This is a genomic window from Caulobacter sp. DWR1-3-2b1, assembly GCF_049895765.1.
In the GTDB taxonomy this organism is placed as follows: Bacteria; Pseudomonadota; Alphaproteobacteria; order Caulobacterales; family Caulobacteraceae; genus Caulobacter.
Genome location: NZ_JAFCSZ010000002.1, coordinates 108,485 through 131,619 on the forward strand (window position 1 = coordinate 108,485; position 23,135 = coordinate 131,619).

A 23,135-nucleotide genomic window follows, 5' to 3' on the forward strand; every position below is an offset into this window, starting at 1 on the left:
ATGGACGCCCTGACGAGCTTCTATGCGATGCACCCCTTCTGGGTCTGGCTTGCCATCGCCGCGATCTTTCTGGCGATCGAGGTCGGAACTGGCAGCGGCTGGCTGCTGTGGCCGGCGGCCTCGGCCGCCGTGGTCGGTGTGCTGGCCCTGGCCGTGCCGATGAACCTGCCGGTCGAGATCGCCCTGTTCGCCGTTCTGACCATCGCCACCACCTATCTGGCGCGCCGCTTCCTGCGCCCGGCCCTGGAAGGTGACGCCCCTGACCTCAACGACCCGCTGCTGCGCCTGATCGGCCGGGACGGCGAGGTGCTCTCCACCTTCGAGGCCGGCATGGGCAGGGTGTTCGTCGACGGCAAGGAATGGCAGGCCCGTCTCGACGGCGGACCGCCGCTTCCGGGCCAGCGCATTCAGGTGGTGGGTGTTGACGGCGCCACCCTGACGGTGCGCGCCTATTAACTTGGCAGTGTGACGGGGCGACGGCTGGCGCCGGGCTAACGGCGTCCCCATCTGGCCGTCACACCGTCGCTTGCATCGCGCGGGATCTTCAGGGGGACCCGTGACGGGCATCATATCGGTATCGGGTCTGACCAAGACCTATGCTTCGGGCCATCAGGCCCTGAAGTCGGTGGATCTCGACATCCGCCAGGGCGAGATCTTCGCCTTGCTGGGTCCCAACGGGGCCGGCAAGACCACGCTGATCAGCATCATCTGCGGCATTGTCAATCCCAGCACGGGAACGATCCTGGCCGACGGCCACGACGTGGTCCGCGACTATCGCGCCGCCCGTTCCAAGATCGGCCTGGTTCCGCAGGAGCTGAACACCGACGCCTTCGAGACGGTCCGGGCCACGGTGCGCTTCTCGCGCGGCCTGTTTGGCAAGCCGCGCAACGACGCCCATATCGAGAAGGTGCTTCGCGACCTGTCCCTCTGGGACAAGAAGGACGCCAAGATCATGACGCTGTCGGGCGGCATGAAGCGGCGGGTGATGATCGCCAAGGCGCTCAGCCACGAGCCGACCATCCTGTTCCTCGACGAGCCCACCGCCGGCGTCGATGTCGAGCTGCGCCGCGACATGTGGGAAATGGTCCGCGCCCTGCGGGCCAGCGGCGTCACCATCATCCTGACCACCCACTATATCGAGGAGGCCGAGGAGATGGCCGACCGGATCGGGGTGATCAGCAAGGGCGAACTGATCCTCGTCGAGGACAAGGAGGTTCTGATGCGCAAGCTGGGCAAGAAGCAGCTGACCCTGCAGCTTCAGAGCCCGCTGACCGCCGTACCCGCCGCCCTGTCGGACTACGCGCTGGAACTGGCCGCCGACGGCCACGAGCTGATCTACACCTTCGACGCCCAGGCCGAGGAGACCGGTATCGCCGAGCTCTTGCGCCGCCTCGGCGAACAGGGCGTCGACTTCAAGGACCTGCACACCAGCCAGAGCTCGCTGGAAGACATCTTTGTCAGCCTGGTGAGGGACGCGGCATGAACCTCTACGCGATCAAGTCCATCTATCGCTTCGAGATGGCGCGGTGGTTCCGCACCTTGGCCCAGAGCATCGTCTCGCCGGTGCTGTCGACCTCGCTCTATTTCGTGGTGTTCGGCTCGGCCATCGGATCGCGCATGCAGGCCATCGACGGCGTCAGCTACGGCGCCTTCATCGTGCCCGGCCTGATCATGCTGTCGCTGCTGGGCGAGAGCATCTCCAACGCCTCGTTCGGCATCTACATGCCCAAATGGGCGGGAACGATCTATGAGCTGCTGTCGGCCCCGATCTCGTGGGTCGAGACGGTGATCGGCTATGTCGGCGCCGCGGCGACCAAGTCGGTGCTGCTGGGCCTGCTGATCCTGGCCACGGCCCGGATCTTTGTGCCGTTCGAGATCGCCCACCCGTTCGTGATGCTGCTCTTTTTGGTGCTGACGGCCATTACCTTCAGCCTGTTCGGCTTCGTGATCGGGGTCTGGGCCGACGACTTCCAGAAGCTGCAGATCGTGCCGCTGCTGGTGGTCACGCCCCTGACCTTCCTGGGTGGCAGCTTCTATTCAATCAGCATGCTGCCGCCGATCTGGCAGAAGATCACCCTGTTCAATCCGGTCGTCTATCTGATCAGCGGTTTCCGCTGGAGCTTCTACGGCGTCTCGGACGTCGGGGTCGGCGTCAGCCTGGGCATGACCGTGGTGTTCCTCGCCATCTGCCTGACGGCGGTGTGGTGGATCTTCAAGACGGGCTATCGCCTGAAGACGTAAAGTCTTCCGAAGAGGCGCCGGCGTCTGCCGGCGCCTCGACTTGGGCTCTCGGACGCTGAAAGCGCTTGGCGACCATTGAGGCCTCCGCCGTGCGGACCATGCCGCGCTCGCCGTTGAACGTCGCCAAGGTCTGCCAAGCGCCAAAGAAGCCGGGAGCGGTCCGCGTGTCGATCGCCGGCTGCAGGACGATAAGGTGCAGGTCTCTGGCTTTTAACCGCAGCACGATGTCCAGCAGATCGACCATGGCCCCAGCCAGGGCGTGAAAGCTGGGCACGGCCAGGGTTCCGCCGGGCTCCAAGGCCGCCAGCGCTCGCTCCAGCCCCGGGCGCACAACACCGCCGGCCAGGCACCGGTCGCTGAACACTTCCTGGCAACCCAGAAACAGCAGCCGCTCTTCCTGGGCGGGGCTGAAGAAGACGCCCCGAACGGGCGGCAGGCGGTAGTAGCCGACGAGATTCATCCGGGCATTTTGCAAACCGGCCGGCCGTTGGCGAGGGGTTTTCGGCGCGGGCGGCAGGCCGCCCACAATTTCCGTCACTTCACGGGCTGCGGGGGTTTGCGAACCACGGTGCGTTGACGATCACCCAGCGTTCCCCAAACCGACCGAGATGGAAGTAGTCGACAAACCAGGGCGTCTCCACGCGCGCCGACGCCACATTTTCGGTGATGTCGAGGACCCTCACACTGCGGTCCCATTTTTCGCGAGGCGTCCTCAGGGCCCCTTGCCGGGTCAGCTCCACCAATTCGTCGCGGCTCATGCGCCGCAGGCCCAGGGCTTCGTCCGGATCAGGCTTGGAGCGCACGGCGCGTTTGGCAAGGTCCGGGTGCAGAGAGCGGCGAACCCGCGCGGGATCACCCTCCAGTTGGCCGTCCACATAGTCATAGACAGTCGCCTCGATGGCCCTGATCGATCGCTGGATCGAGCGCTTGCGGCGCGGTCCTCGTAGCCGTTGCGGCGATCGTGGGTGATGTGGCGGCGGCGGGCGGCAGGACTGAACCGTTGAGGGCGAAGGCTGCGAACAGGGCGAGGATCATGGAAATCTCCGATATCGTTGCTCACGCGCCGAGGCTTACATCAGGTGCGGGTTTCGCGCAGGCCTTGGTTTGCCAGTTCGTCGGCCCGTTCGTTTAGCGGGTGGCCTGAGTGGCCCTTGACCCAACGCCAATCGACCTCGTGCCGATTGCGGGCAGTGTCGAGACGCTTCCACAAGTCGTCGTTCTTGACCGGGCTCTTGTCAGCCGTGCGCCAGCCTCGGGCCTTCCAGCCGTGGATCCACTGGGTCACGCCCTTCATGACGTACTGGCTGTCGGTGTGCAGCTCGACTTTGCACGGCTTGGTCAGGGTCTCGAGCGCCATGATCGCGCCCATCAACTCCATGCGGTTGTTGGTGGTTGGTGTCTCGCCGCCGCAGATTTCTTTCTTCTTGTCCCCGTACATCAGCAACGCGCCCCAGCCGCCGGGACCCGGGTTCCCCTTGCAGGCGCCGTCCGTGTAGACGATGACCTTAGGCGTCATGCGCCGGCTCCGAACAGGGTCAGGCCTTCACGGTGGACGGCCAGCTTGCGCTCGTATTCCAGCGGATCCTTCGGCTTGACCAGAGCGCCCTCGGGCGTCGCGCCCCAGTCAGCCAGACGGGTCAGGAAGAAGCGCATCGCCGCGCCGCGCGCCAGGATCGGCAGGGCCTGTTTCTCCGTGGGGCTCAGCGGACGGCGGCGCTGATAGCCCGTCAGCAAGGCGTGGGCGGCGGTGATGTTGAAACTGCCGTCGGCCTCGAAGCACCAAGCGTTCAGGGTCGCGGCGATGTCGTAGGCGTAGCTGTCGTCGCAGGCGAAATAGAAGTCGATCGCCGCGGCGAACTTGCCGTCGGGGTTGAAGAAGACGTTGTCGGGAAAATAGTCGGCGTGGATCACGCCCGACGGCAGGTCGCGCGGCCAGGCCAGCGCCAGCTGCGCCAAATCCTTGTCGATCGTCGCGGCCAGACCCGGTTTCAGGCCCTCGGCGGCGGCGCGGTGCTTGGAAAACAGCGGCGCCCAGTGCGGCTGGCCCAGGTCATTGGCGCGGCGGCCGGCATAGCCTTCGCCGGCCAGGTGCAGATGGGCCAGGCCTTCGCCGGCCTCGCGACAGTGGGCCGCCGTGGGCCTGCGCACCGACAGGCCGGACAGGAACTCGACCAAGGCGGCGGGCTTGCCACGAATGGTCTTCAGCGTGCGTCCCGCGCGATCGGCGATCGGCGTGGCGCTGGGGAAGCCCTTGTCAGCCAGCCAGCGCATCAGGTTCAGGAAATAGGGCAGGTCCTCGGGCGCGGCGCGCTTCTCGTAGACCGTCAGGATGAACCGTCCGGCTTCCGTCTCCAGCAGGAAGTTAGAGTTCTCCACGCCCTCGGCGATGCCCTTGAACGCCAGGGCTTGCCCCAGGTCGAAGTCGGCCAGGAAGGCGGCGAGTTCTTCGTCGGTGATGTCGGTATAGACGGCCATGCTCGGGGGATGCGGGACCGGGCGCTGGTGGTCAAGGGGGCGAGGGTGCGTCGGCCATGTTATGATGCGCCTAAGGAGGCCCGGCATGGACGACGCGACAGATGACCCGACGTGCCCGCCCCCGCGTCCGGAAGTAAGCGCCGACGTTCGTCGGTCGGACGCCGAGCTTGAGCGACGGTATAAGCTCGGCCTCGAAATTCTTGATCGCTATCGAAAGACATTCGAGGCGCTGGCGAAGTGAGCGGCAGAAGCGCGCTGCCTCTATCGCGCCAACCTTAAAGGTCCGCTTGCGACGGACGTGACCGCTATTCGTAAACCTTAGCCGCGAGTAGGACAGTGGCGAGGAGACGCCAGGGATTGGCAGCAGCGTCGTTGCCCATATTCAACACGTACCCATCGAAGTCAGAGGAAAATGCCGCAACGCCTTCAAGGTAGCTCTCGAGCTTGTCGTTTTCCCATTCACGTTTGCGCTTCTTATAATTCTGCGAAAGCAGTTTAGCGAATTGGCTGAAATCTTCCCTAGTTTCGATAGTGCTCGCCCGTTCAGCGAGGGCCTCTCCATCAAAATTTGCCTTCGACTTGCCACCAAACATCTTGTCTCAGTGCCCCTGCTAAGCTTTGGCGCAGCTAACGCAGATCCCAAGCTCTGAGCAATGTCCGCTCCCCAACTTAGGCCGTCAACAGTCTAGGCAGCTTGAAGGTCACGGTCTCGCGGGCCTCGATCAGGTCCTCGATGGTGACGTCGAAGCGGGCCGAGATGGCGTCGATGACGCCCTGCACCAAATCCTCGGGCGCCGAGGCGCCGGCTGTCAGGCCCACGCGGGAGACGCCCTCGAACCACGACCAGTCCAGGCCGGCGGCGTCGTCGATCAGCCGGGCGTCCTGCGCGCCGGCCTTCAGGCCGACCTCGGCCAGGCGCACCGAATTGGACGAGTTGCGCGAGCCGACCACCAGGATCAGCTCCGTCGAGCCGGCCAGATGCTTGACCGCGTCCTGACGGTTGGTGGTCGCGTAGCAGATGTCTTCCTTGTGCGGCGCGGCGATGCCGGGGAAGCGGACCTTCAGCAGATCGACCATCTCGGCGGTGTCGTCGACCGACAGGGTCGTCTGAGTCAGGAAGGCCACGTTCGAGGCGTCCTTGGGGATCCAGGCGCGGGCGTCGTCGATGTTCTCGATCAACGTGACGGTGCCTTCCGGAAGCTGGCCCATGGTGCCGACCACCTCCGGGTGGCCGGCATGGCCGATCAGCACGATCTCGCGACCGGAATTGAAGTGCTTCTGGGCCTCGACATGGACCTTGGAGACCAGCGGGCAGGTGGCGTCCAGATAGATCATCTCGCGAGCCTTGGCCTCGGCCGGCACCGACTTGGGCACGCCGTGGGCCGAGAACACGATCGGGCGGTCGTCGGGGGCCTCGGACAGCTCCTCGATGAACACCGCGCCCAGGGCCTTCAGGCGATCGACAACGTGGCGGTTGTGGACGATCTCATGGCGCACATAGACCGGCGCGCCGAATTTCTCGATGGCGCGCTCGACGATCTGAATGGCGCGATCGACCCCCGCGCAGAAGCCGCGAGGGCTGGCGAGCACGACGGTGAGCGGCGGACGGATCGGCATGAGGGCGTTCATGAGCGGAACCTAAGCGTTCGGCGGCCCCCGCGCCAGCGCCGGCAGGCGAGTCCGCGCTGCAAAGCAGTACATTGCGACGTCACGCATATGCCTTTATCAGGCTCCATGACGCCGTCTGGGGCATGCGCCCCTTCAGGCTCCTCATTTTTCTGACCGGACGTTTCATGCGCGCCCATTTCACCGCCGCCCTCAGCGCCCTGATGGCTGTTTCGATCGCCGCGACGGCGACGAGCGTTCACGCCCAGGCGCGCGGTCGCGGCCAGGACCAAGGCGGTCAGGACGAAGAGCAGGCCGGCAAGAAGAAGAAGCGCGACGAGGAGTGGAACCAGTCCAAGGCGCCGCTGGCCCAGCTGCGCAACGCCGGCCCGTGCCCCTATGTGAAGGTGCTGTACGACGCCAGCCGCTTCGTCGAGTTCAAGGACGGTCGCGAGAACCCCGCCGCCGTGGCCTATACGGGCGAAATCCAGGGGATTTCTTCGGGCTGCGCCTACAAGAGCGACGACCCGATCACCATCCGCGTCGAGGTGTTGTTCCAGCTGGGGCGCGGTCCGCAGGCCGCCGACGCGCAGCGCACCTATCGCTACTGGGTCGCCGTCACGGAACGAAACCAGGCCGTGATCGCCAAGGAATATTTCGACCTTCCGATCACCTTTCCGGCTGGCCAGGACCGCGTGTTCGCCACCGAGCAACTGCAGACCATCACCATCCCGCGTGCTGACGCCAAGGTCAGCGGCGGCAATTTCGAAGTCCTGATCGGCTTCGACGTGACCCCGGAAATGGCCGCCTTCAACCGCGAGGGCAAACGCTTCCGGGTCAATGCCGGCCAGACGACGGCGCAAGCAGGGACTCCCACCAAGCAATGAGCGATTTGAAGCGGTCCTTGAGCGAGGCGGCCGCGGCCGCCTTCGAGGCCGCCGGACTATCTCCCGAGTTCGGGCGTGTCACGGCGTCCGACCGACCCGACCTTGCCGACTTCCAGTGCAATGGCGCCCTCGCTGCCGCCAAGAGCGCCAAGCGCAATCCGCGCGAAATCGCGGTGCAGGTCGCCGATCACCTGAAAGGCGACCCGCGCTTGGCCTCGGTCGAGATCGCTGGCGTCGGCTTCATCAATATGCGGGTCAGCGCCGAGGCCCTGTCGGCCCGCGCCAAGGAGATCGCCGCCGATCTCCGCGTCGGCGCCGCCCTGGTCGAAGAGCCGCGCCGCGTGCTGATCGACTATGCCGGCCCCAATGTCGCCAAGCCGATGCACGTGGGCCATCTGCGAGCCTCGATTATTGGCGAGTCGGTCAAGCGCCTGTATCGCTTCCGCGGCGACGACGTGGTGGGCGACGCCCACTTCGGCGACTGGGGCTTCCAGATGGGCTTGCTGATCGTCGCGGTGATGGACGAGCATCCCTTCATCCAGGCGCTGATGGAAAAGCTGCCGGAAGCGCCGCGCGGCTTCACCAAGGCCGACGAGGACAAGGTGCTGGCGGAGTTCGTGTCGCTGATCAGCCTGGCCGATCTGGACCGTCTCTACCCGCTGGCTTCGACCCGCCAGAAGGAAGACCTTGAGTACAAAGAGCGGGCGCGCCGCGCGACTGCCGAGCTGCAGAACGGCCGCTTCGGCTACCGCCTGCTGTGGCGCCACTTCGTCAATGTCAGCCGCGTGGCCCTGGAGCGCGAGTTCCACGCCCTCGGCGTCGATTTCGACCTGTGGAAGGGCGAGAGCGACGTCCAGGAACTGATCGCGCCGATGGTGCGGCAGCTGGAGGTCAAGGGCCTGCTGGTCGAGGACCAGGGCGCCCGGATCGTTCGCGTTTCCCAGGAAGGCGACAAGCGCGACGTGCTTCCGCTGTTGGTCGTGTCGTCGGAAGGCTCGGCCATGTACGGCACGACCGACCTGGCCACGATCCTGGATCGTCGCAGCTCGTTCGACCCGCACCTGATCCTCTATTGCGTCGATCAGCGTCAAGCGGACCACTTCGAGACGGTGTTCCGCGCCGCCTATCTGGCTGGCTATGCCGAGCCAGGCACGCTGGAGCATATCGGCTTTGGGACAATGAACGGCAGCGACGGCAAGCCGTTCAAGACCCGCGCTGGCGGCGTTCTGAAGCTGCACGATCTGATCGAGATGGCTCGCGAAAAGGCCCGCGAACGCCTGCGTGAAGCCGGCCTCGGCGCGGAACTGCCGGAAGAGGCCTTCGAGGACACCGCCCACAAGGTAGGGATCGCGGCCCTGAAGTTCGCCGACCTGCAGAACTTCCGCGGCACGTCCTACGTCTTCGACCTCGACCGCTTCACCAGCTTCGAGGGCAAGACCGGCCCCTACCTGCTGTACCAGTCAGTGCGGATCAAGAGCGTGCTGCGCAAGGCGGCCGAGGCCGGGGCGCAAGCCGGGCGGATCGTCATCGGCGAGCCGGCCGAGCGGGACCTTGCCATGCTGTTGGACGCCTTCGAGGGCGCGCTGTCGGAGGCCTATGACAAGAAGGCCCCCAACTTCGTGGCCGAGCACGCCTACAAGTTGGCCCAGACCTTCTCGAAGTTCTACGCGGCCTGTCCGATCATGAGCGCCGACGACGAAGCCACCCGCGCTTCCCGCCTCAACCTGGCGCAGACGACCCTGCGTCAGCTGGAGCAGGCCCTGGAGCTGCTGGGCATCGAAACGCCGGAGCGGATGTAGATGGGTCTTGGTGATGCGGCTAAGGCAGCGCAATGTACTGGTATGAGCGACAACGCCTATCATGTTGAGGCTGAGTGGGATGCCGAGGCTGGCGTTTGGACGTCATCCAGCAACATCCCCGGTCTCGTCGTCGAGGCAGCAACTCTTCCTGAGTTCTTAGAGCTTGTGCACGCCTTAGCTCCGGAGCTTCTAGCTGAGAACCTAGGTGTCCGTGGGAAAGTGCCGTTGGAATTGCGTGCTCATGGGTTGATCGAACTCGCGGTCGCCTAACGACGCTCTTCGGCTGTCCACAAGAACGTATGCGGTACAAAATCGCATCCGTTTGAAAAGACGGTATTATGCTGGCGCTCGTTCATTTGATCGTGAGTCGCATGCCCAAGGATTTCTATCCCGACCTTTCCCGACACCTGCGCGCTGCAGGATTGGAACGTGTGCCGGGCGGAAAGGGCAGCCATGAAAAATGGCGCAACGGCACTTCCGGACAAGTAGTTATCGTTCCTCGATCCAAAAGCCGAAACACCGCTAACGAAGTGCTTAAGCAAGCGGGTCTGCCGAAGGCGTTTTGAGGGAGTGACCCTCCGGGACGTTGGCATCGCTTGACTCCCCGCGAGCCCTCCCGCATTGAGCCAGCGACTCACGCGGGAGACATCGGGATTCGCGTCCCGAGGCCGAAGGCGCAACCGCCCCGGAAACGCTCAGGCAAACGGACCGCGCGGGTTTAGGAACGCTGGAAAGAGGCGCCTCGAAAGGGGCGCCCGCCGAAGGAGCAAGGTCATCTCTCTTCAAGCTTGAGGAGCTGGGCCGGAATCTCTCAGGTCAAAGGGACAGCGGGGGCGCTATCGTCTGGTGAAAGCCGGGCTTGCAGCGCTGTCCCCGTTTTGGAGCCCCCGCGTGTCCGACCCAGATCTCAAGAAGACGCCCCTGTACGACGCGCATGTCGCCGCCGGCGCGCGCATGGTCCCGTTTGCGGGCTATTCGATGCCGGTGCAGTACAAGGACGGCGTGCTGAAGGAGCATCTCTGGACCCGCGAGCACGCCGGCCTGTTCGACGTCTCGCACATGGGTCAGGCTCGGCTGCGCGGCGCCAATCCCGCCAAGAGTTTCGAAAAGCTGGTCTCGGCTGACTATCAAGGCCTCAAGCCCGGCAAGCAGCGCTACGCGGTGCTGCTGAATGAGCAAGGCGGGGTCATCGACGACCTGATGACCGCTCGCCCCGACGACGACGGCTTGTTCGTGGTGGTCAACGGCGCCTGCAAGGAAAACGACTACGCCATCATCGCTGAAGCCTTAAAAGGTGAAGCGACCGTCGAGCGCCTGGAGGACCGCGCGCTGCTGGCGCTGCAGGGCCCCGAGGCCGCCGCCGTGCTGGCCGCCCATGTGCCGGAAGTCGCGACCATGGTGTTCATGGACACCGCCGCGATGACCGCCTTCGGCGTCGGTGCGATCATCTCGCGCTCGGGCTATACCGGCGAGGACGGCTACGAGATCTCGGTCCCCGCTGCCGACGCGACCCGCATCTGGAACACCCTGTTGGAAGACGAGCGCGTAAAAGCCATCGGTCTGGGCGCGCGCGACAGCCTGCGCCTTGAGGCCGGCCTGCCGCTCTACGGCCACGACATGGACGAGACCGTCTCGCCGATCGAAGCCGGCATGAACTTCGCCATCGGCAAAAGCCGCCGCGAGGCTGGCGACTATCTGGGTGTCGATCGGATTTCCAAAGAGCTGGCAGGCGACCTCAAGCGCGTGCGGGTCAACCTTCGCGTCCTGGAAGGCGCTCCGGCCCGCGAAGGCGCCGAGATCGCCGACGAGACCGGGGCCGTGGTCGGCGTGGTCACCAGCGGCGGCTTTGGTCCCAGCGTCGGCGGCGCCATCGCCATCGGCTTTGTCCCGCCCGCTCTGGTGGTGATCGGCGCGAAGCTGAAAGTCATCGTTCGCGGCAAGCCGCAGGCCGCCGAGGTCGTAACATCGCCGTTCGTTCCCAATCGTTACGTCCGCAAGATCTGAAAAGGGCCCAGACCAATGCGCTTTACCAAAGACCATGAATGGGTCGCCGTTGAAGGCGACGTCGCCACCGTCGGCATCACCGCCTACGCCGCCGAACAGCTGGGCGACGTGGTGTTCGTCGAGGTTCCCGAAGTCGGCAAGACCGTGAAGCAGGGCGATGGCCTGGCCGTGGTCGAGAGCGTCAAGGCGGCGTCCGACGTCTACGCTCCGGTGTCCGGCGAAGTCGTGGAAGCCAACACCGCCCTGGGCGATGCGCCGGAGACGGTCAATTCGGTGCCGGAAGCCGGCGGCTGGTTCGCCAAGCTGAAGCTGTCGAACCCGTCGGAAGTCGAGGCCCTGATGGACCGCGACGCCTACGAAGCCTTCCTCTCGACCCTCTGATTTCCTGTCATCCCGGACGCCCAAAGGGTCGGTTCGAGATGACAACTCAATAGGCGCTCCTCCCCCATGCGTTACCTGCCCCTCACCCCCGAAGATCGCGCCGAGATGCTCGGCGTTATCGGGGTGGACTCCATCGACGCCCTTTTTGTCGACGTGCCCGCCTCCGCCCAGCGCTCCGGCGTCGTCGACCTGCCGCTCCACGCCGGCGAACTGGAAGTCGAGCGCGAGATGGCGGCTCTGGCCAAGCGCAACCGCGCGGCGGGGGAGGGGCCGTTCTTCTGCGGCGCTGGCGCCTATCGCCACCATGTGCCGGCCACGGTCGATCACATCATCCAGCGGTCTGAATTCCTAACCAGCTACACGCCCTACCAGCCGGAAATCGCCCAGGGCACCCTGCAGGTGCTGTTCGAATTCCAGACCCAGGTCGCGGCCCTGACCGGTATGGAAGTGGCCAACGCCTCGCTCTATGACGGCTCCACCGCCGCCGCCGAGGCGGTGATGATGGCTACCCGGGTCACGCGCCGGAACAAGGCGGTGATGTCGGGCGGCGTCCATCCGCACTATGTCGAGACGGTCGAGACCTTGGCCCACGCAGCCGGTGTCAGCACCGAGCGTCTGGCCGTCGCTATAGACGCCGAGGACGCGGTGATCGCCGCCATCGACGCCGACACCGCCTGCGTCGTCGTCCAGACCCCCAACGTGTTCGGCACAGCCACCGACGTCAGCAAGATCGCCGCCGCCGCCCAAGCCGCAGGCGCGCTGCTGATCGTAGTGACCACCGAGGTGGTGTCTCTGGGCCTGCTGAAGTCGCCCGGCGAGATGGGCGCCGACATCGTCGTGGCCGAGGGCCAGTCGATCGGCAACGGCCTGAACTTCGGCGGTCCCTATGTCGGTCTGTTCGCCTGCAAGGAAAAATATATCCGCCAGGCCCCCGGCCGGCTCTGCGGTGAAACCGTCGACGCCGACGGCCGTCGCGGTTTCGTCCTGACGCTTTCGACCCGCGAGCAGCACATCCGCCGCGACAAGGCGACCAGCAACATCTGCACCAACAGTGGCCTGTGCGCCTTGGCGTTCAGCATCCACATGAGCCTGCTGGGCGAGGTTGGCCTGCGTCAGCTGGCAGCGATCAACCACGACAAGGCCCGCGCCCTGCGCGACGCCCTGGCCGCCGTGCCGGGGGTCGAGATCCTGACCTCGCGCTTCTTCAACGAGTTCGCGATCCGCGTGCCGGGCGATGCCGCCGAGATCGTCGAGACCCTGGCTGGTCATGGGATCATCGCCGGTGTGCCGTTCTCGCGCCTCGACGCCAACGCCGGTCTCGGCGACGTGCTGCTGGTCGCGGCCACCGAGACCACGCTTGATATCGACATCACTTTCTTCGCCAAGTTCCTGGCCAAGGTCATCGCCCAATGAGCATGAACACCGTTGGACGGCCGACCCGTCCCGAAGCCGTCAATGATGCGTCCAACGGCCACCAGACCCTGACCGGCGCGCGCGGCCTGCTGCAGGACGAAGCCCTGATCTTCGAGCTGGATGGTTGGCACAAGACCGGCGTCGACCTGCCACAAGCCTCGGCTCCCGCAGACGACCTCGGCGGCCTGCTGCGCACCGCGCCGATCGGTCTGCCGGGTCTCTCCGAGCCGGAAACCGTACGTCACTATGTGCGGCTATCGCAGAAGAACCACGCCATCGATCTGGCGCTGTATCCGCTGGGCTCGTGCACGATGAAGCACAACCCGCGCCTGAACGAGAAGATGGCGCGCCTGCCGGGCTTTTCCGACATCCACCCGCTGCAGCCGCAGTCGACGGTGCAAGGCGCCCTGCAGTTGATGGACCGCCTGGCCCACTGGCTGAAGACCCTCACCGGCATGCCCGCTGTGGCCCTGACGCCCAAGGCCGGCGCTCACGGCGAGATGTGCGGCATGCTGGCCATCCGCGCGGCCCATGAGGCCAAAGGCCAGGGTCACCGCAAAACCGTCCTGGCCCCGACCAGCGCCCACGGCACCAACCCGGCCACGGCGGCCTTCGTCGGCTATACCGTGGTCGAGATCGCCCAAACCGCCGACGGCCGGGTCGACATGGCAGACCTCGAATCCAAGCTCGGCGACCACGTGGCCGCCATCATGGTCACTAACCCCAACACCTGCGGCCTGTTCGAGCGCGACGTCGTCGAGATCGCCCGCCTGACCCATGCGGTCGGAGCCTATTTCTACTGCGACGGGGCCAACTTCAACGCCATCGTCGGCCGGGTGCGCCCGGGCGATCTGGGCGTCGACGCCATGCACATCAATCTGCACAAGACCTTTTCGACGCCCCACGGTGGCGGCGGGCCGGGCGCGGGTCCGGTGGTGCTCAGCGAGGCGCTTGCGCCCTTCGCGCCCACCCCCTGGCTGGTCCATGGCGACGATGGCTTCGCCCTGATCGAACATGCCGGCGAAGAGGGCGCGGAAACCGCCTTTGGCCGCATGAGCGCCTTCCATGGCCAGATGGGCATGTATGTCCGCGCCTATGCCTACATGCTCAGCCACGGGGCCGACGGCCTGCGTCAGGTGGCGGAAGACGCCGTTCTCAACGCCAACTATCTGAAGGCTCGGCTTTCGGACGTAATGAGCCCGGCCTTCCCGGACGGTCCGTGCATGCACGAGGCACTGTTCGACGACAGCTGGCTGGAAGGCACGGGCGTAACCACGCTCGACTTCGCCAAGGCGATGATCGACGAAGGCTTCCACCCGATGACCATGTATTTCCCGCTGGTCGTCCATGGCGCGATGCTGATCGAGCCGACCGAGACGGAGAGCAAGCAGGAGCTGGATCGCTTCGTGGTCGCGCTCCGCGCTCTGGCTGCTGCGGCCAAGGCCGGCGAGGTCGATCGGTTCAAGGGCGCCCCGTTCCAGGCCCCGTTGCGCCGCCTCGATGAGACCCTGGCGGCCCGCAAGCCCCGGTTGAGGTGGAAACCTGTGGCTGAAGCGCCACTGGCTGCGGAATAGCAGGTCACTATTTCAGGCGCGGCGATAGGGCGCCTTTACGGCGCCCTTATGGGTCCACATATCAGCCTCGTGCGTCGAGGTTGACTGGATTTTCCAGGGAGCAAACGAGGCGCGAACCCCGTTAGCTCCCTCATGAATGTTTCAGTCGCCCTCGCCATGCCGCGCGCCCGCCTCTCCCCAGCCGATGATCTCGCCCGCGAGATCGTGGCGCGTTTCCTGCGCGTCATCCTGGTGGTGATTGGCCTTGTGTTGATCGCGGGCGGCGCGTTGATCGCGCCACTGCCGGGGCCGCTTGGTCTGCCGCTGACGGTGGTGGGTCTGATGCTGGTGCTGCGCAACTCGTTCAAGGCCCGCAAGCAGTTCGTGCGCTTCCAGCATGCCCATCCCAAGCTGGTCTTCCCGATCCGCCGACTGCTGCGTCGCGAGCCCGAGGTGGTCCTGGTGGCCTGGCAGCAGGTCCTGCGGATCGAACGTCTGATCATGCCCCGTCGCTGGCAGATGGCCGTGCGCTGGCGCAAGTCGCTCAAGCGCCGTCGGCGTTGACGGCCGCTTCCACCGTTGCCCTCGAAGTCAAGCACAAGGTCCGCCGGCGAGTCCGGTTGGCCTTGCTGCTGCGTGAGGCGGCGGCGCGGGTCTACCGCATCGCGGCTCTCACCTTTGGCGGCCTGGTGATCCTGGCGGGCGCAATCCTGACGCCTCTGCCCGGCCATGTCGGCCTGCCGATGCTGGTCATCGGCCTGATGATCGTGCTGCGCTACTCGTTCCAGGCCCGCAAGACGTTCATCCGCTGGCAGCGCCGCCATCCCAAGCTGGTCTTCCCGATCCGACGTTTGATGAGGCGCGAGCCCGAAGTGCTGTTGGTCTTCTGGCAGCAACTGCTGCGCACCGAGAAGATGATCCTGCGCAAGGCGCGGTGGCGAGTGCTTAAGAGGGGACGCAAGCACGCTCGCAAGGTCTGGAGCCAAAGAAAAAGGGCGCAGCCGTAAGGCCGCGCCCCTGATCGTTTAGCCCAAAGCTCGAAAGCTATTGCAGCTTGGAAGCCATTTGACCGATGGCCGCATCGACCAGCGGATCGCTCTTCAGGCCGACCAGACGCGCGGTGAGCACGGCTTCGGCGGTCTGGGCGGCGAGGTCGACAGCAGCGGCCTTGACGTCTGCGGCGGCCTGGGCCTCGGCCTGGGCGATCTTGCGTTCGGCCATTTCGGCGCGGCGCTTGATCTGCTCCTCGAGCTTTTCCTGGGCTTCCTCGGCCAGACGCTTGGCGTCGGCCTTGGCGGCGTCAAGCATGCCGGCGGCCTGACGTTCGGCTTCGTCGCGCTGGGCCTTCACGTCCGCGAGCAGGGCCTGGGCCTCTTCCCGCAGTTGCTGGGCTTCGTCGAGCTCGGCCTTGATCTTGGCGGCATGGGCGTCGAGGGCCCCGAAAAGGGCGCCGGGCAGGACCTTGAATACGACCAGAAGGCCGAAGAACAGGACCAGAGCGACCAGAACCCAGAACTCGGGGTTGGAGAAGCTGAACAGGGACTGATGTTCCATAGTCGTCTCTCCTTACGCCGTGGCGGCCTGGAGCTCAGCGGCCGTGGCCGCCTTGCCCGTCAGCTTCTCGACGATGGCGCTGGCCGTATCCGAGGCCACGCCGGCGACATGGCTCATGGCCCGGTCGCGCGCAGCCTGGATGTCGGCCTCGGCGGCGGCCAGCTTTTCAGCCAGCACCGCTTCTTCCTTAGCCTGACGCTCGGCGGCCGAGGCCGAAGCCTTGGCCTTGGCGTCCGCCGCAGTCCGTTGAGCCGAGGCGCGAGCCTCGGTGACCTCGGTCGCGGCCGCGCGGGCCTGGACCTCGGCTTCGTCCTTCAGACGACGGGCGTCGGCGATGTCGCCGGCGATCTTGGCGCCGCGAGTCTCGATCGCGCCGCTGACCCGGGGCAGCAGGCCCTTGGACAGCACCACGTAGAGAACGGCGAAGATGAGCAACAGCCAGACGATCTGGCCGCCCCAGTGCTCGAACTGCAGTTGCGGAAGTCCGCCGCCGCCGTGAGCCTCGGGCGCACCAGTCGTTTCGACCGTGCCGTGGGTTTCCGTCGCCATGGGCGAAGACGCCTCTTGGATAAGCATTTTCAAGCGAAGTGACGCCGGTTCGCGTCAGGAAAATGCGTAAGAACAAAGACTCGGAGCGAGCTGCTTCCGGGGGAAGCGGCTCGCGCCGGGGTTTAGGAGAACAGGATCAGGAAGGCTATGACCAGGGCGAAGATGCCCAGGGCTTCCGTCAGCGCCATGCCCAGGAACAGCATGGGACGTTCTTGAGCGGCGGCGGTCGGGTTGCGCAGAGCGCCTTGGAAATAGTTACCGAACATCACGCCCAGGCCGATGCCTGCGCCGATCATGCCCAGCATCGCCAGACCAGCGCCGATGTACTTCGCGGCTTCAGCTTCCATTGTGAGACTCCTAAAGATCGAAAGGTTGGAAAAGAAAAAGGGTGATCAGTGGCTGTCGAGGTGCACGACGTCGTTCAGATAGACGCAGGTGAGCACCGCGAACACGAAGGCCTGAAGGAAGGCCACCATGAACTCTAGAGCCGTCAGGGCGACGACGGAGGAGAGGGCCAGCACGGCGCCGGCCCAGCCAAGCACGCCCATGCCGCCCAGGGCGACGACGAAGCCGGCGAAGATCTTCAGCACCACGTGGCCGCCCAGCATGTTGCCGAACAGACGAAGCGCCAGGGTGACGGGACGGATCAGGAACGACAGGATCTCGATCGGCACCAGCAGGAAGTACAGCGGCCACGGCACGCCCGACGGCGCGAACAGCTTGAAGAACTTCAGGCCGTTCTTGGCGAAGCCGACGACGACCACGGTCAGGATGACCAGCAGGCCCAGCGTCAGGGTCACAGCGATCTGCGAGGTCGCGGTGAACACCAGGAACATCCCCTGGATGTTGGCGAACAGCACGAAGATGAACAGGGTGAAGACGAACGGCAGGTACTTCTTGCCGTCGTGGCCGATGATCGACTCGGTCAAGCCGTTGACCAGTCCGTAGAGCAGTTCGCCTACGGTTTGCAGCCGGCCCGGCACCACGGCCTGCTTGGCCGAGGCCACAGCGTAGAACACGATGACCAAGGTCGCGGCCAGCAGCATGGCGGCCACGGAATTGGTGATCGACAGGTCGATCGCTTGGCCGAACACGGTCACGGTAGGCAGTTCCACGATCTTTGCGATCTGGAACTGGTGCATCGGATCGGCCATTGGCCCTAGTCTCTCTTCTGCTTGGGGGCGGTAGACCCGCCTCCCGTGTCTTCGCCGACCTGCTCCTTGGGAGCTTGCGTCGACGCCTGCGCGCTCAGTTTCGTCGCCTTGCGGACGACGGAGAATATCGACACCCCCATGCCGATCAGCAGACCGCCGACCATGCCCCAGGGCGCCGTGTGGGCGAACCGGTCGAGCAGCCAGCCAAAGCCGAGCCCCACCAAGACGCCGCCAATCAAATCCGCCAGAAGCCGATAGCCGTCCTGGGACGATTTCTCGTTTTCGGCGCGTATCGGCTGTTCCGCCGCCTTCTTGGCCTCAAATGCGTCGAGCCGAGCGTCGAGGCTTTTCAGAGCCTTGTCGTTCGGTTCGTCGGCCTTGGGCATGGGAGCGGTCAGGTCCGAAAACGCCTGCGGATACGCTTGAAAGAAGCGCATTTCCGGCCAGCTTGATCGCGGCGGAACCTATAGACCTCGCTGCGGTGCGTCAAGGTTGGCTTGGAGTGTTGCAAGCGACTGTATAATAACGCGTTTTGCGCCGCGCTGTCCGCTGGCGGGCAAATCCTTGCGACGCCGCCTCGGCTCCCGGTCCGCTGAGGACAAAAGCCGCTCTGGCGATGCGGTTTATGGAAAAGAATGGGCCGCTCGTCTTGAACAACGGGGACCGCGCGACATATCAGCCGCACCCGGTCGCGGGCTGCACGCGCGCGCAGGATGACGCATTGCTTTTTGCGACATTCCGCGCTTTTAGAGCCGCGACTTTTCCCTAAGCCAGAAGATTCATGTCGCATCTGAAGAACACCGGTTTCTCCGATCGTATCTCCGCCGCCGCCGAGGCCAAGAAGGCCATGCTGGCGAAAATGAAGCCCAAGCCTACCGTTACGGATCCTGATTTCGACAAGCGCGAAGAGTTTCGCGCCGCCGAACTGGAAGCCGTGCGCGCCGCCCGCGCCGCCGCTCGCGAGGTGGTTCGCCTGGAGCAGCTGGCCAAGCAGGAAGCGATCCTCGCCGCCAAGCGCGCCGAGCGAAAGGAACGCAAGACCGACGCCGCCGCCGAGCAGAAGATGCGCAAGGACGAGAAAGCCGCCCAGCGCGAGCAGCTTCGCTCCCTGGGCCGCAACACCAAGAGCGCCCGCGCTCACGAGTGGGGCAATCTGATCGGTTGATCGGGCGGGAGGAGCCCTCGCTCTTTCCCCCTCCCTCCGAGCCGCGACTCGACTGCATGGTCCTGGCTCTTAGCCAGCCATGCGGGAGGGCGGCCCATGGACCCTGTCCAACCTGAACTGCTGGCGACCCTGTTCGCCGTGGCCGCGCTCGCTGGGGCCTTCGACGCCATAGCTGGCGGCGGAGGACTGCTGACCGTACCGGCCTTGCTGCTGGCCGGCCTCGATCCGGTTTCCGCCCTGGGCACCAACAAGCTGCAGGGCTCGTTTGGCTCGGTCTCCTCTACCCTCGCCTTCGCTCGTCGCGGCCTGATCGCCTGGAAGACCGCTCTGCCGGTCGCCGCCGCCGCCGCGGTCGCCGGGCTTTGCGGCGCCCTGTGCGCCAGCCTGCTGTCGCCGCGCTTCCTGGCGGCGTTGGTTCCGATCCTGCTCCTCGTCATCGCGGTGTATTTCGGTCTTTCGAAAGCCTTGAAGGCCCAGGACGCGGCCCTGCGTCTGACCCTGCCGGTCTTCGCCGGTTTTGTAGCGCCATTGATCGGATTCTATGACGGCATATTCGGTCCAGGCGCCGGGGCCTTCTACATGGTCGCCTTCGTGACCCTGCTGGGCTACGGCGCGCTGAAGGCCACGGCCCATACCAAGCTGGCCAACGCCGCCAGCAATCTGGGCAGCCTGATCCTGTTCATTTTCAAGGGCGCGGTGATCTGGCCGATCGGTCTGGCCATGGCGGCGGGCGCCTTTCTCGGCGCTCAGGTCGGCTCACGCCTGGCCATGCGGTTCGGAGCCAAGCTGATCCGGCCGCTGCTGGTGGTGATGTCGTGCGCTATGGCCGTGAAGCTGCTGGCCGACCCGCAAAACCCGCTGCGGCAGGCGCTTGCGCATCTGATCGGCGGCTGAAGGTTACTGAGCCGCAACCAGTTGCTCGGCCGTCGACAGATCGACGCTGACCAGCTGGCTGACGCCGCGCTCGCCCATGGTCACCCCGAACAGGCGATCCATCCGGCTCATGGTCACCGGATTGTGGGTGATGGCGATGAACCGCGTCTGGGTGCGGCGACGCATCTCGTCGAGCATGTTGCAGTAGCGATCGACATTGGCGTCATCCAGCGGCGCGTCGACTTCGTCCAGCACGCAGATCGGGGCCGGATTGGCCAAGAAGACGCCGAAGATCAGGGCGCTGGCCGTCAGGGCCTGCTCGCCGCCGCTCATCAGGCTCATCGAGGCCATGCGCTTGCCGGGCGGGCAGGCGTAGATTTCGAGGCCAGCCTCCAGTGGATCGTCACTCTCGATCAGTCGCAGCTCGGCTTGGCCGCCGCCGAACAGGGCCTGGAAAAGGGTCTGGAAGTGGGCGTTGATCACCTCGAAGGCGGCTAATAGCCGCTCGCGGCCTTCGGCGTTCAGTTCCTCGATGCCGGCCCGCAGCTTGCCGACGGCGCCCGACAGGTCGGCTCGCTCGGTGCGCATGGTTTCCAGCCGACCGGCATATTCTTGGGCCTCTTCCTCGGCCCGCAGGTTCACGGGACCAATGGCGTCGCGTTCGCGTTCGAGGGCGAACAGGTGAGCCTCCACCCCGGTGGCGTCCTTGGGGATCGCCACCGCCTCGCCGGCCACGTGGCGGCCCAGCTCTTCGGGCTCCATGCGGACCGATTCGCGGATGTTGCCGGCGATCTCGGCGAAGCGGCCGCGAGCGCCGTCCAGATGGGCGACCAGGGCGGCGCGGCGCTCGCGCGCCTCGCCCGCAGCCTGGTCGGCGGCGCGGGCGGTGCGGTCGGTGGCCAGCCGCGCGGTCTCGGCCTCTTCCAGCGCGTCGCTGGCCTTGGCCCGCCGGGCCTCGGCGGCGCCGAACTCGTCGAGCAGGACGAGCAGCTTTTCCTTCAAGGTCGACGGCGCTTCGCGGACGGCCTCCAGAGCAGCGGCGGCCTTGATCCGGTCGGCTTCAAGACCGTCCGTGCGCTTGCTAGCGGCCTCGGCCCGGCGAGCCCAGTCGACGTGATCGCGTTCCAGGCTTTGCAGCCGGCCCTGGCGGCCGGCCCGCTCGCGGGTCTCGATGTCGAGCGTGGCCCGGGCCGTCGAGGCCGCTTCCCGCGCCGCGGCGGCGGCCTGCCGGGCCTGGGCGAGTTGCGGCGCCAGATCGGCCGCGCCCTCCGCGCCGGCATGTTCGGCGCGAACGGTGGTCAGGGCGGTCTCGGCCTCGGCATGCTCGGCCTGGAAGCGGGCGATGGTCTCGTCCAGCGACTGGGCGCGGGCGGCGCGCAGGGCGGAGGCGCGCTCGAACTGCGCGAGGGCGTCGCGCGCCCCGGTCATCAGGCGTTCGGCGTCCGGTGGACCCCGGCGCTTGTCGCGCAGGGCGTCTTCGGCGAGGCGTAGCCGATCCGAGGCGGCTTTCAAGGCAGCGGCGGTGGCTTCGGCGCGTGGCGCGGTAAGGTCTATTTCGATCTCGACCTCGGCCAGGCGAGTGCGTTGCTCCAGCCGCACGGCGGCGGGCTTGGGGGCGTCGGCGCGGGCGACAAAGCCGTCCCAACGCCACAGGTCGCCTTCCCTGGAGACCAGACGCATACCTGGGCTTAGAGTTTTTTGCAGTCTGTCGCCATCAAAGCGGTCGACTACGGCGGTCAGGGCCAAGCGCGCCGCAAGTTCCGGCGGCGCCTTGACCAGCGGGGCCAAGGGCAGGGCGCCATTGGCCCAAGCCGGCGATAAGGCCTCGGCCCCGCCCCAATAGGATGGAGCCCTGGCGTCCAGCGCCGCATCCAGATCATCGCCAAGCGCGGCAGCCAGGGCTGCGCCATAGCCCTTGTCGGGCGAAACGGCGTCCAGCGCCGGGGCGTGGCCGCTCTTGCTGCGAGGCGCGGTCAGTTGGGCCAGGCCCCGGGCCTCGGTGCGCAGGCGGCCCAGTTGGTCTTCCAGGCTGCGAGCAAACTGGCGGGCCATGGCTTCCTGCTCGGCGGTCCTGGCCCGCTCGGCCTCGGCGGCCTCGAGGGCGGCGCGGGCGGCGGTGAGCGCGGCCTCGGCATTGGCAAGGCGCTGGCGGGCGTCGGCGGCGGCCGGATCGGTCTCGGGACTCAGAGCGCCGCGCTCGGTTCTGGCCTGGTCCAGGGCGCGGACCGTGCGGGCCATCCGCCCCTCGGCGTCGGAAAGGCGGGCGGCGGAGGCGCGAGCTCGGGCGTCCTCGGCGGCGGCGCGAGCGGCCAGTTGCTCGACTACGGCCTCGGCGTCGGCGCGGGCCTCCTCGGCGGCCTTGGCCGCGGCGGCCAGTTCCGGACCCCGCTCCGGCGCGGCGGCGACCAGGGCGCGGACCTCGGCCAGATCGGCGTCGAGCCGGGCCAGGGCTTGGACTGCGTCTTGCTGGGTCTGGGCCTCGCGGGTCCGGTCATCGTCGATGCGAGCCAGCTCGGCCGAGAGGCGCTGGAACTCGGCGGCGGCGGCCTCGGCGTCGCGTTCGGCGCGGTCCTTCTGGATGGCCAGTTGGCCCAGCACCGCCTGGGCAATGGCGGCCTCCTCGCGCAGGGGCGGCATGGCGGCTTCGGCGCGCGTGATCTCGACCTGGGCGGCGGCCGAGGCGCGGGCGGTGTCCTCGACATCGCGAGCCGCCTCAGTGGCCTGCGTCTGGGTGCGATGCAGGGTGTCGCGCGCCTCGCTCCAGCGAGCGAACAGCACGGCGCCCTGGACGGCGCGGATCTCGGAGGACAAGCGCTTGTATTTTTCGGCCTGACGGGCTTCGCGGCGCAGGCGGTTCAGCGCCGTCTCAAGTTCGCGGGCCACGTCCTCGAGGCGCGAGAGATTGGTCTCGGCCGCCCGCAGGCGCAGCTCGGCCTCGTGGCGGCGGGTGTGCAGGCCCGAGACGCCGGCGGCCTCTTCCAAGATGCGGCGGCGGTTCTGGGGCTTGGCCCCGATCAGCTCGCTGATCTGGCCCTGACGCACCAGGGCCGGTGAATTGGCGCCGGTCGAGGCGTCGGCGAACAGCAACTGCACGTCGCGAGCCCGCACCTCGCGGCCGTTGATCTTGTAGGTCGAGCCCTCGCCCCGGTCGATACGGCGGACGACCTCCAGCACCGGGTCGTCATTGAACTGGGCGGGCGCCGTGCGGTCGGCGTTGTCGATGGTCAGGGTGACGTCGGCGTGGTTGCGGGCCGGGCGCGCGCCGCTGCCGGCGAAGATCACATCGTCCATGCCGCCGGCCCGCATGGCCTTGGCCGAATTGGCGCCCATCACCCAGCGCAGGGCTTCCAGCAGGTTGGACTTGCCGCAGCCATTGGGCCCGACAATGCCGGTAAGGCCGGGCTCGATCCGGAACTCGGTCGGCTCGACGAAGGACTTGAAGCCCGAAAGGCGCAGGCGCTGGAACTGCACGCGGCGGTCCC

The 23,135-nt window shown here is 66.4% G+C and carries 29 protein-coding genes and 1 riboswitch; of the genes, 16 read left to right on the forward strand and 13 right to left on the reverse strand.

What is annotated here, in order from left to right; translation table 11 throughout:
• The 3 genes from ACP69S_RS02465 to ACP69S_RS02475 all read left to right on the forward strand — a co-directional run bounded on the left by ACP69S_RS02465 (position 1) and on the right by ACP69S_RS02475 (position 2,241).
• A complete protein-coding gene (locus tag ACP69S_RS02465; protein WP_425994522.1) occupies positions 1–456 on the forward strand; it encodes an NfeD family protein in 456 nt (151 codons plus the stop codon).
• A gap of 70 nt (positions 457–526) precedes the next feature.
• Positions 527–1,483 carry an ABC transporter ATP-binding protein gene (locus ACP69S_RS02470; protein ID WP_425994524.1) on the forward strand — a complete coding sequence of 319 codons (957 nt, stop codon included), beginning with the start codon at positions 527–529 and terminating at the stop codon, positions 1,481–1,483.
• Positions 1,480–2,241 (forward strand): ABC transporter permease, encoded by a 762-nt coding sequence (locus ACP69S_RS02475; RefSeq protein WP_425994526.1) that lies wholly within the window; start codon positions 1,480–1,482, stop codon positions 2,239–2,241. Before ACP69S_RS02470 ends, ACP69S_RS02475 begins: the two co-directional genes overlap by 4 nt.
• On the opposite strand, the gene ACP69S_RS02480 is transcribed toward ACP69S_RS02475, so the two are convergent.
• The 5 genes from ACP69S_RS02480 to thrB all read right to left on the reverse strand — a co-directional run bounded on the left by ACP69S_RS02480 (position 2,213) and on the right by thrB (position 4,716).
• Entirely contained in the window at positions 2,213–2,701 is a 489-nt protein-coding gene (locus tag ACP69S_RS02480; protein WP_425994528.1) for a recombinase family protein, read from the reverse strand. The genes ACP69S_RS02475 and ACP69S_RS02480 overlap by 29 nt on opposite strands.
• Before the next feature lie 79 nt (positions 2,702–2,780).
• Positions 2,781–3,116, reverse strand: a complete 336-nt coding sequence (locus ACP69S_RS02485) for a nuclear transport factor 2 family protein (protein WP_425994530.1) — start codon at positions 3,114–3,116, stop codon at positions 2,781–2,783.
• Between the two features lie 4 nt (positions 3,117–3,120).
• Positions 3,121–3,276: a hypothetical protein gene (locus ACP69S_RS02490; RefSeq protein WP_425994532.1), complete on the reverse strand. Its 156-nt coding sequence runs from the start codon at positions 3,274–3,276 to the stop codon at positions 3,121–3,123.
• 40 nt (positions 3,277–3,316) lie between these two features.
• Positions 3,317–3,757, reverse strand: coding sequence for a ribonuclease HI (gene rnhA, locus ACP69S_RS02495; RefSeq protein ID WP_425994534.1), 441 nt, complete (start codon positions 3,755–3,757; stop codon positions 3,317–3,319).
• The gene (gene thrB / locus ACP69S_RS02500) at positions 3,754–4,716 is read right to left on the reverse strand and encodes a homoserine kinase (protein ID WP_425994536.1); all 963 of its coding nucleotides are present in this window, start codon (positions 4,714–4,716) and stop codon (positions 3,754–3,756) included. The genes rnhA and thrB overlap by 4 nt, the downstream gene beginning before the upstream one ends.
• Positions 4,717–4,801: 85 nt before the next feature.
• Between thrB and ACP69S_RS02505 the strand changes: the two genes are divergently transcribed.
• Entirely contained in the window at positions 4,802–4,957 is a 156-nt protein-coding gene (locus tag ACP69S_RS02505; protein ID WP_425994538.1) for a hypothetical protein, read from the forward strand.
• 64 nt (positions 4,958–5,021) lie between these two features.
• On the opposite strand, the gene ACP69S_RS02510 is transcribed toward ACP69S_RS02505, so the two are convergent.
• Together ACP69S_RS02510 and ispH are read right to left on the reverse strand one after the other, a co-directional pair.
• Positions 5,022–5,309 carry a DUF7660 family protein gene (locus ACP69S_RS02510; protein WP_425994540.1) on the reverse strand — a complete coding sequence of 96 codons (288 nt, stop codon included), beginning with the start codon at positions 5,307–5,309 and terminating at the stop codon, positions 5,022–5,024.
• A 76-nt stretch (positions 5,310–5,385) separates the two neighbouring features.
• Positions 5,386–6,345: a 4-hydroxy-3-methylbut-2-enyl diphosphate reductase gene (gene ispH / locus ACP69S_RS02515; protein ID WP_425994542.1), complete on the reverse strand. Its 960-nt coding sequence runs from the start codon at positions 6,343–6,345 to the stop codon at positions 5,386–5,388.
• A 164-nt stretch (positions 6,346–6,509) separates the two neighbouring features.
• Between ispH and ACP69S_RS02520 the strand changes: the two genes are divergently transcribed.
• The 10 genes from ACP69S_RS02520 to ACP69S_RS02565 all read left to right on the forward strand — a co-directional run bounded on the left by ACP69S_RS02520 (position 6,510) and on the right by ACP69S_RS02565 (position 15,365).
• Positions 6,510–7,208, forward strand: coding sequence for a Tat pathway signal sequence domain protein (locus ACP69S_RS02520; protein WP_425994544.1), 699 nt, complete (start codon positions 6,510–6,512; stop codon positions 7,206–7,208).
• Positions 7,205–9,007 (forward strand): arginine--tRNA ligase, encoded by a 1,803-nt coding sequence (gene argS / locus ACP69S_RS02525; RefSeq protein WP_425994545.1) that lies wholly within the window; start codon positions 7,205–7,207, stop codon positions 9,005–9,007. Before ACP69S_RS02520 ends, argS begins: the two co-directional genes overlap by 4 nt.
• The gene (locus ACP69S_RS02530; protein ID WP_425994547.1) at positions 9,008–9,277 is read left to right on the forward strand and encodes a DUF1902 domain-containing protein; all 270 of its coding nucleotides are present in this window, start codon (positions 9,008–9,010) and stop codon (positions 9,275–9,277) included. It abuts the gene before it with no gap.
• 68 nt (positions 9,278–9,345) lie between these two features.
• A complete protein-coding gene (locus ACP69S_RS02535) occupies positions 9,346–9,573 on the forward strand; it encodes a type II toxin-antitoxin system HicA family toxin (RefSeq protein WP_425994549.1) in 228 nt (75 codons plus the stop codon).
• Positions 9,574–9,636: 63 nt separating this feature from the next.
• A riboswitch (glycine riboswitch) is annotated at positions 9,637–9,728 on the forward strand.
• Between the two features lie 170 nt (positions 9,729–9,898).
• Positions 9,899–11,011, forward strand: a complete 1,113-nt coding sequence (gene gcvT, locus ACP69S_RS02540; RefSeq protein WP_425994551.1) for a glycine cleavage system aminomethyltransferase GcvT — start codon at positions 9,899–9,901, stop codon at positions 11,009–11,011.
• 15 nt (positions 11,012–11,026) lie between these two features.
• Entirely contained in the window at positions 11,027–11,392 is a 366-nt protein-coding gene (gene gcvH / locus ACP69S_RS02545; protein WP_425994553.1) for a glycine cleavage system protein GcvH, read from the forward strand.
• Positions 11,393–11,458: 66 nt separating this feature from the next.
• Positions 11,459–12,805: an aminomethyl-transferring glycine dehydrogenase subunit GcvPA gene (gcvPA, locus tag ACP69S_RS02550; protein WP_425994555.1), complete on the forward strand. Its 1,347-nt coding sequence runs from the start codon at positions 11,459–11,461 to the stop codon at positions 12,803–12,805.
• On the forward strand, positions 12,802–14,379 hold the full coding sequence (gene gcvPB / locus ACP69S_RS02555; RefSeq protein ID WP_425994557.1) for an aminomethyl-transferring glycine dehydrogenase subunit GcvPB: 1,578 nt from the start codon (positions 12,802–12,804) through the stop codon (positions 14,377–14,379). Before gcvPA ends, gcvPB begins: the two co-directional genes overlap by 4 nt.
• A 132-nt stretch (positions 14,380–14,511) precedes the next feature.
• A complete protein-coding gene (locus tag ACP69S_RS02560) occupies positions 14,512–14,922 on the forward strand; it encodes a hypothetical protein (protein ID WP_425994559.1) in 411 nt (136 codons plus the stop codon).
• Positions 14,919–15,365: a hypothetical protein gene (locus ACP69S_RS02565; protein WP_425994561.1), complete on the forward strand. Its 447-nt coding sequence runs from the start codon at positions 14,919–14,921 to the stop codon at positions 15,363–15,365. The genes ACP69S_RS02560 and ACP69S_RS02565 overlap by 4 nt, the downstream gene beginning before the upstream one ends.
• Before the next feature lie 37 nt (positions 15,366–15,402).
• On the opposite strand, the gene ACP69S_RS02570 is transcribed toward ACP69S_RS02565, so the two are convergent.
• The 5 genes from ACP69S_RS02570 to ACP69S_RS02590 form a co-directional block, all read right to left on the reverse strand.
• Positions 15,403–15,912, reverse strand: coding sequence for a F0F1 ATP synthase subunit B (locus ACP69S_RS02570; RefSeq protein WP_425994563.1), 510 nt, complete (start codon positions 15,910–15,912; stop codon positions 15,403–15,405).
• A 12-nt stretch (positions 15,913–15,924) separates the two neighbouring features.
• The gene (locus ACP69S_RS02575) at positions 15,925–16,461 is read right to left on the reverse strand and encodes a hypothetical protein (RefSeq protein ID WP_425994564.1); all 537 of its coding nucleotides are present in this window, start codon (positions 16,459–16,461) and stop codon (positions 15,925–15,927) included.
• Positions 16,462–16,583: 122 nt separating this feature from the next.
• Complete coding sequence (locus tag ACP69S_RS02580) at positions 16,584–16,808, reverse strand: F0F1 ATP synthase subunit C (protein WP_108505567.1); 225 nt, start codon at positions 16,806–16,808, stop codon at positions 16,584–16,586.
• 45 nt (positions 16,809–16,853) lie between these two features.
• Positions 16,854–17,615, reverse strand: a complete 762-nt coding sequence (locus ACP69S_RS02585; RefSeq protein ID WP_425994567.1) for a F0F1 ATP synthase subunit A — start codon at positions 17,613–17,615, stop codon at positions 16,854–16,856.
• Positions 17,616–17,620: 5 nt separating this feature from the next.
• On the reverse strand, positions 17,621–18,001 hold the full coding sequence (locus tag ACP69S_RS02590; RefSeq protein WP_425994995.1) for an AtpZ/AtpI family protein: 381 nt from the start codon (positions 17,999–18,001) through the stop codon (positions 17,621–17,623).
• A 395-nt stretch (positions 18,002–18,396) separates the two neighbouring features.
• Between ACP69S_RS02590 and ACP69S_RS02595 the strand changes: the two genes are divergently transcribed.
• The gene (locus ACP69S_RS02595) at positions 18,397–18,780 is read left to right on the forward strand and encodes a DUF6481 family protein (RefSeq protein ID WP_425994569.1); all 384 of its coding nucleotides are present in this window, start codon (positions 18,397–18,399) and stop codon (positions 18,778–18,780) included.
• A gap of 96 nt (positions 18,781–18,876) precedes the next feature.
• Positions 18,877–19,674 carry a TSUP family transporter gene (locus ACP69S_RS02600; protein ID WP_425994571.1) on the forward strand — a complete coding sequence of 266 codons (798 nt, stop codon included), beginning with the start codon at positions 18,877–18,879 and terminating at the stop codon, positions 19,672–19,674.
• 3 nt (positions 19,675–19,677) lie between these two features.
• Here the strand turns inward: ACP69S_RS02600 and smc are convergent, their stop codons facing one another.
• Positions 19,678–23,124, reverse strand: a complete 3,447-nt coding sequence (gene smc / locus ACP69S_RS02605; RefSeq protein ID WP_425994573.1) for a chromosome segregation protein SMC — start codon at positions 23,122–23,124, stop codon at positions 19,678–19,680.
• Between the last annotated feature and the right edge of the window lie 11 nt (positions 23,125–23,135).

What these genes read in the sequence shown, in the direction of transcription:
- gcvH (WP_425994553.1), top strand. Translation starts at nt 11,027, where the DNA reads ATGCGCTTTACCAAAGACCATGAATGGGTCGCCGTTGAAGGCGACGTC.
- ACP69S_RS02490 (WP_425994532.1), bottom strand. Translation starts at nt 3,276, where the DNA reads ATGATCCTCGCCCTGTTCGCAGCCTTCGCCCTCAACGGTTCAGTCCTG.
- ACP69S_RS02595 (WP_425994569.1), top strand. Translation starts at nt 18,397, where the DNA reads ATGTCGCATCTGAAGAACACCGGTTTCTCCGATCGTATCTCCGCCGCC.
- ACP69S_RS02600 (WP_425994571.1), top strand. Translation starts at nt 18,877, where the DNA reads ATGGACCCTGTCCAACCTGAACTGCTGGCGACCCTGTTCGCCGTGGCC.
- ACP69S_RS02480 (WP_425994528.1), bottom strand. Translation starts at nt 2,701, where the DNA reads ATGAATCTCGTCGGCTACTACCGCCTGCCGCCCGTTCGGGGCGTCTTC.
- ACP69S_RS02510 (WP_425994540.1), bottom strand. Translation starts at nt 5,309, where the DNA reads ATGTTTGGTGGCAAGTCGAAGGCAAATTTTGATGGAGAGGCCCTCGCT.
- ACP69S_RS02530 (WP_425994547.1), top strand. Translation starts at nt 9,008, where the DNA reads ATGGGTCTTGGTGATGCGGCTAAGGCAGCGCAATGTACTGGTATGAGC.
- argS (WP_425994545.1), top strand. Translation starts at nt 7,205, where the DNA reads ATGAGCGATTTGAAGCGGTCCTTGAGCGAGGCGGCCGCGGCCGCCTTC.
- ACP69S_RS02475 (WP_425994526.1), top strand. Translation starts at nt 1,480, where the DNA reads ATGAACCTCTACGCGATCAAGTCCATCTATCGCTTCGAGATGGCGCGG.
- thrB (WP_425994536.1), bottom strand. Translation starts at nt 4,716, where the DNA reads ATGGCCGTCTATACCGACATCACCGACGAAGAACTCGCCGCCTTCCTG.
- ACP69S_RS02560 (WP_425994559.1), top strand. Translation starts at nt 14,512, where the DNA reads ATGAATGTTTCAGTCGCCCTCGCCATGCCGCGCGCCCGCCTCTCCCCA.
- ACP69S_RS02580 (WP_108505567.1), bottom strand. Translation starts at nt 16,808, where the DNA reads ATGGAAGCTGAAGCCGCGAAGTACATCGGCGCTGGTCTGGCGATGCTG.
- ACP69S_RS02590 (WP_425994995.1), bottom strand. Translation starts at nt 18,001, where the DNA reads ATGCCCAAGGCCGACGAACCGAACGACAAGGCTCTGAAAAGCCTCGAC.
- ACP69S_RS02570 (WP_425994563.1), bottom strand. Translation starts at nt 15,912, where the DNA reads ATGGAACATCAGTCCCTGTTCAGCTTCTCCAACCCCGAGTTCTGGGTT.
- gcvPA (WP_425994555.1), top strand. Translation starts at nt 11,459, where the DNA reads ATGCGTTACCTGCCCCTCACCCCCGAAGATCGCGCCGAGATGCTCGGC.
- ACP69S_RS02505 (WP_425994538.1), top strand. Translation starts at nt 4,802, where the DNA reads ATGGACGACGCGACAGATGACCCGACGTGCCCGCCCCCGCGTCCGGAA.
- ACP69S_RS02585 (WP_425994567.1), bottom strand. Translation starts at nt 17,615, where the DNA reads ATGGCCGATCCGATGCACCAGTTCCAGATCGCAAAGATCGTGGAACTG.
- gcvPB (WP_425994557.1), top strand. Translation starts at nt 12,802, where the DNA reads ATGAGCATGAACACCGTTGGACGGCCGACCCGTCCCGAAGCCGTCAAT.
- ACP69S_RS02520 (WP_425994544.1), top strand. Translation starts at nt 6,510, where the DNA reads ATGCGCGCCCATTTCACCGCCGCCCTCAGCGCCCTGATGGCTGTTTCG.
- ispH (WP_425994542.1), bottom strand. Translation starts at nt 6,345, where the DNA reads ATGAACGCCCTCATGCCGATCCGTCCGCCGCTCACCGTCGTGCTCGCC.
- ACP69S_RS02535 (WP_425994549.1), top strand. Translation starts at nt 9,346, where the DNA reads ATGCTGGCGCTCGTTCATTTGATCGTGAGTCGCATGCCCAAGGATTTC.
- ACP69S_RS02465 (WP_425994522.1), top strand. Translation starts at nt 1, where the DNA reads ATGGACGCCCTGACGAGCTTCTATGCGATGCACCCCTTCTGGGTCTGG.
- rnhA (WP_425994534.1), bottom strand. Translation starts at nt 3,757, where the DNA reads ATGACGCCTAAGGTCATCGTCTACACGGACGGCGCCTGCAAGGGGAAC.
- ACP69S_RS02575 (WP_425994564.1), bottom strand. Translation starts at nt 16,461, where the DNA reads ATGGCGACGGAAACCCACGGCACGGTCGAAACGACTGGTGCGCCCGAG.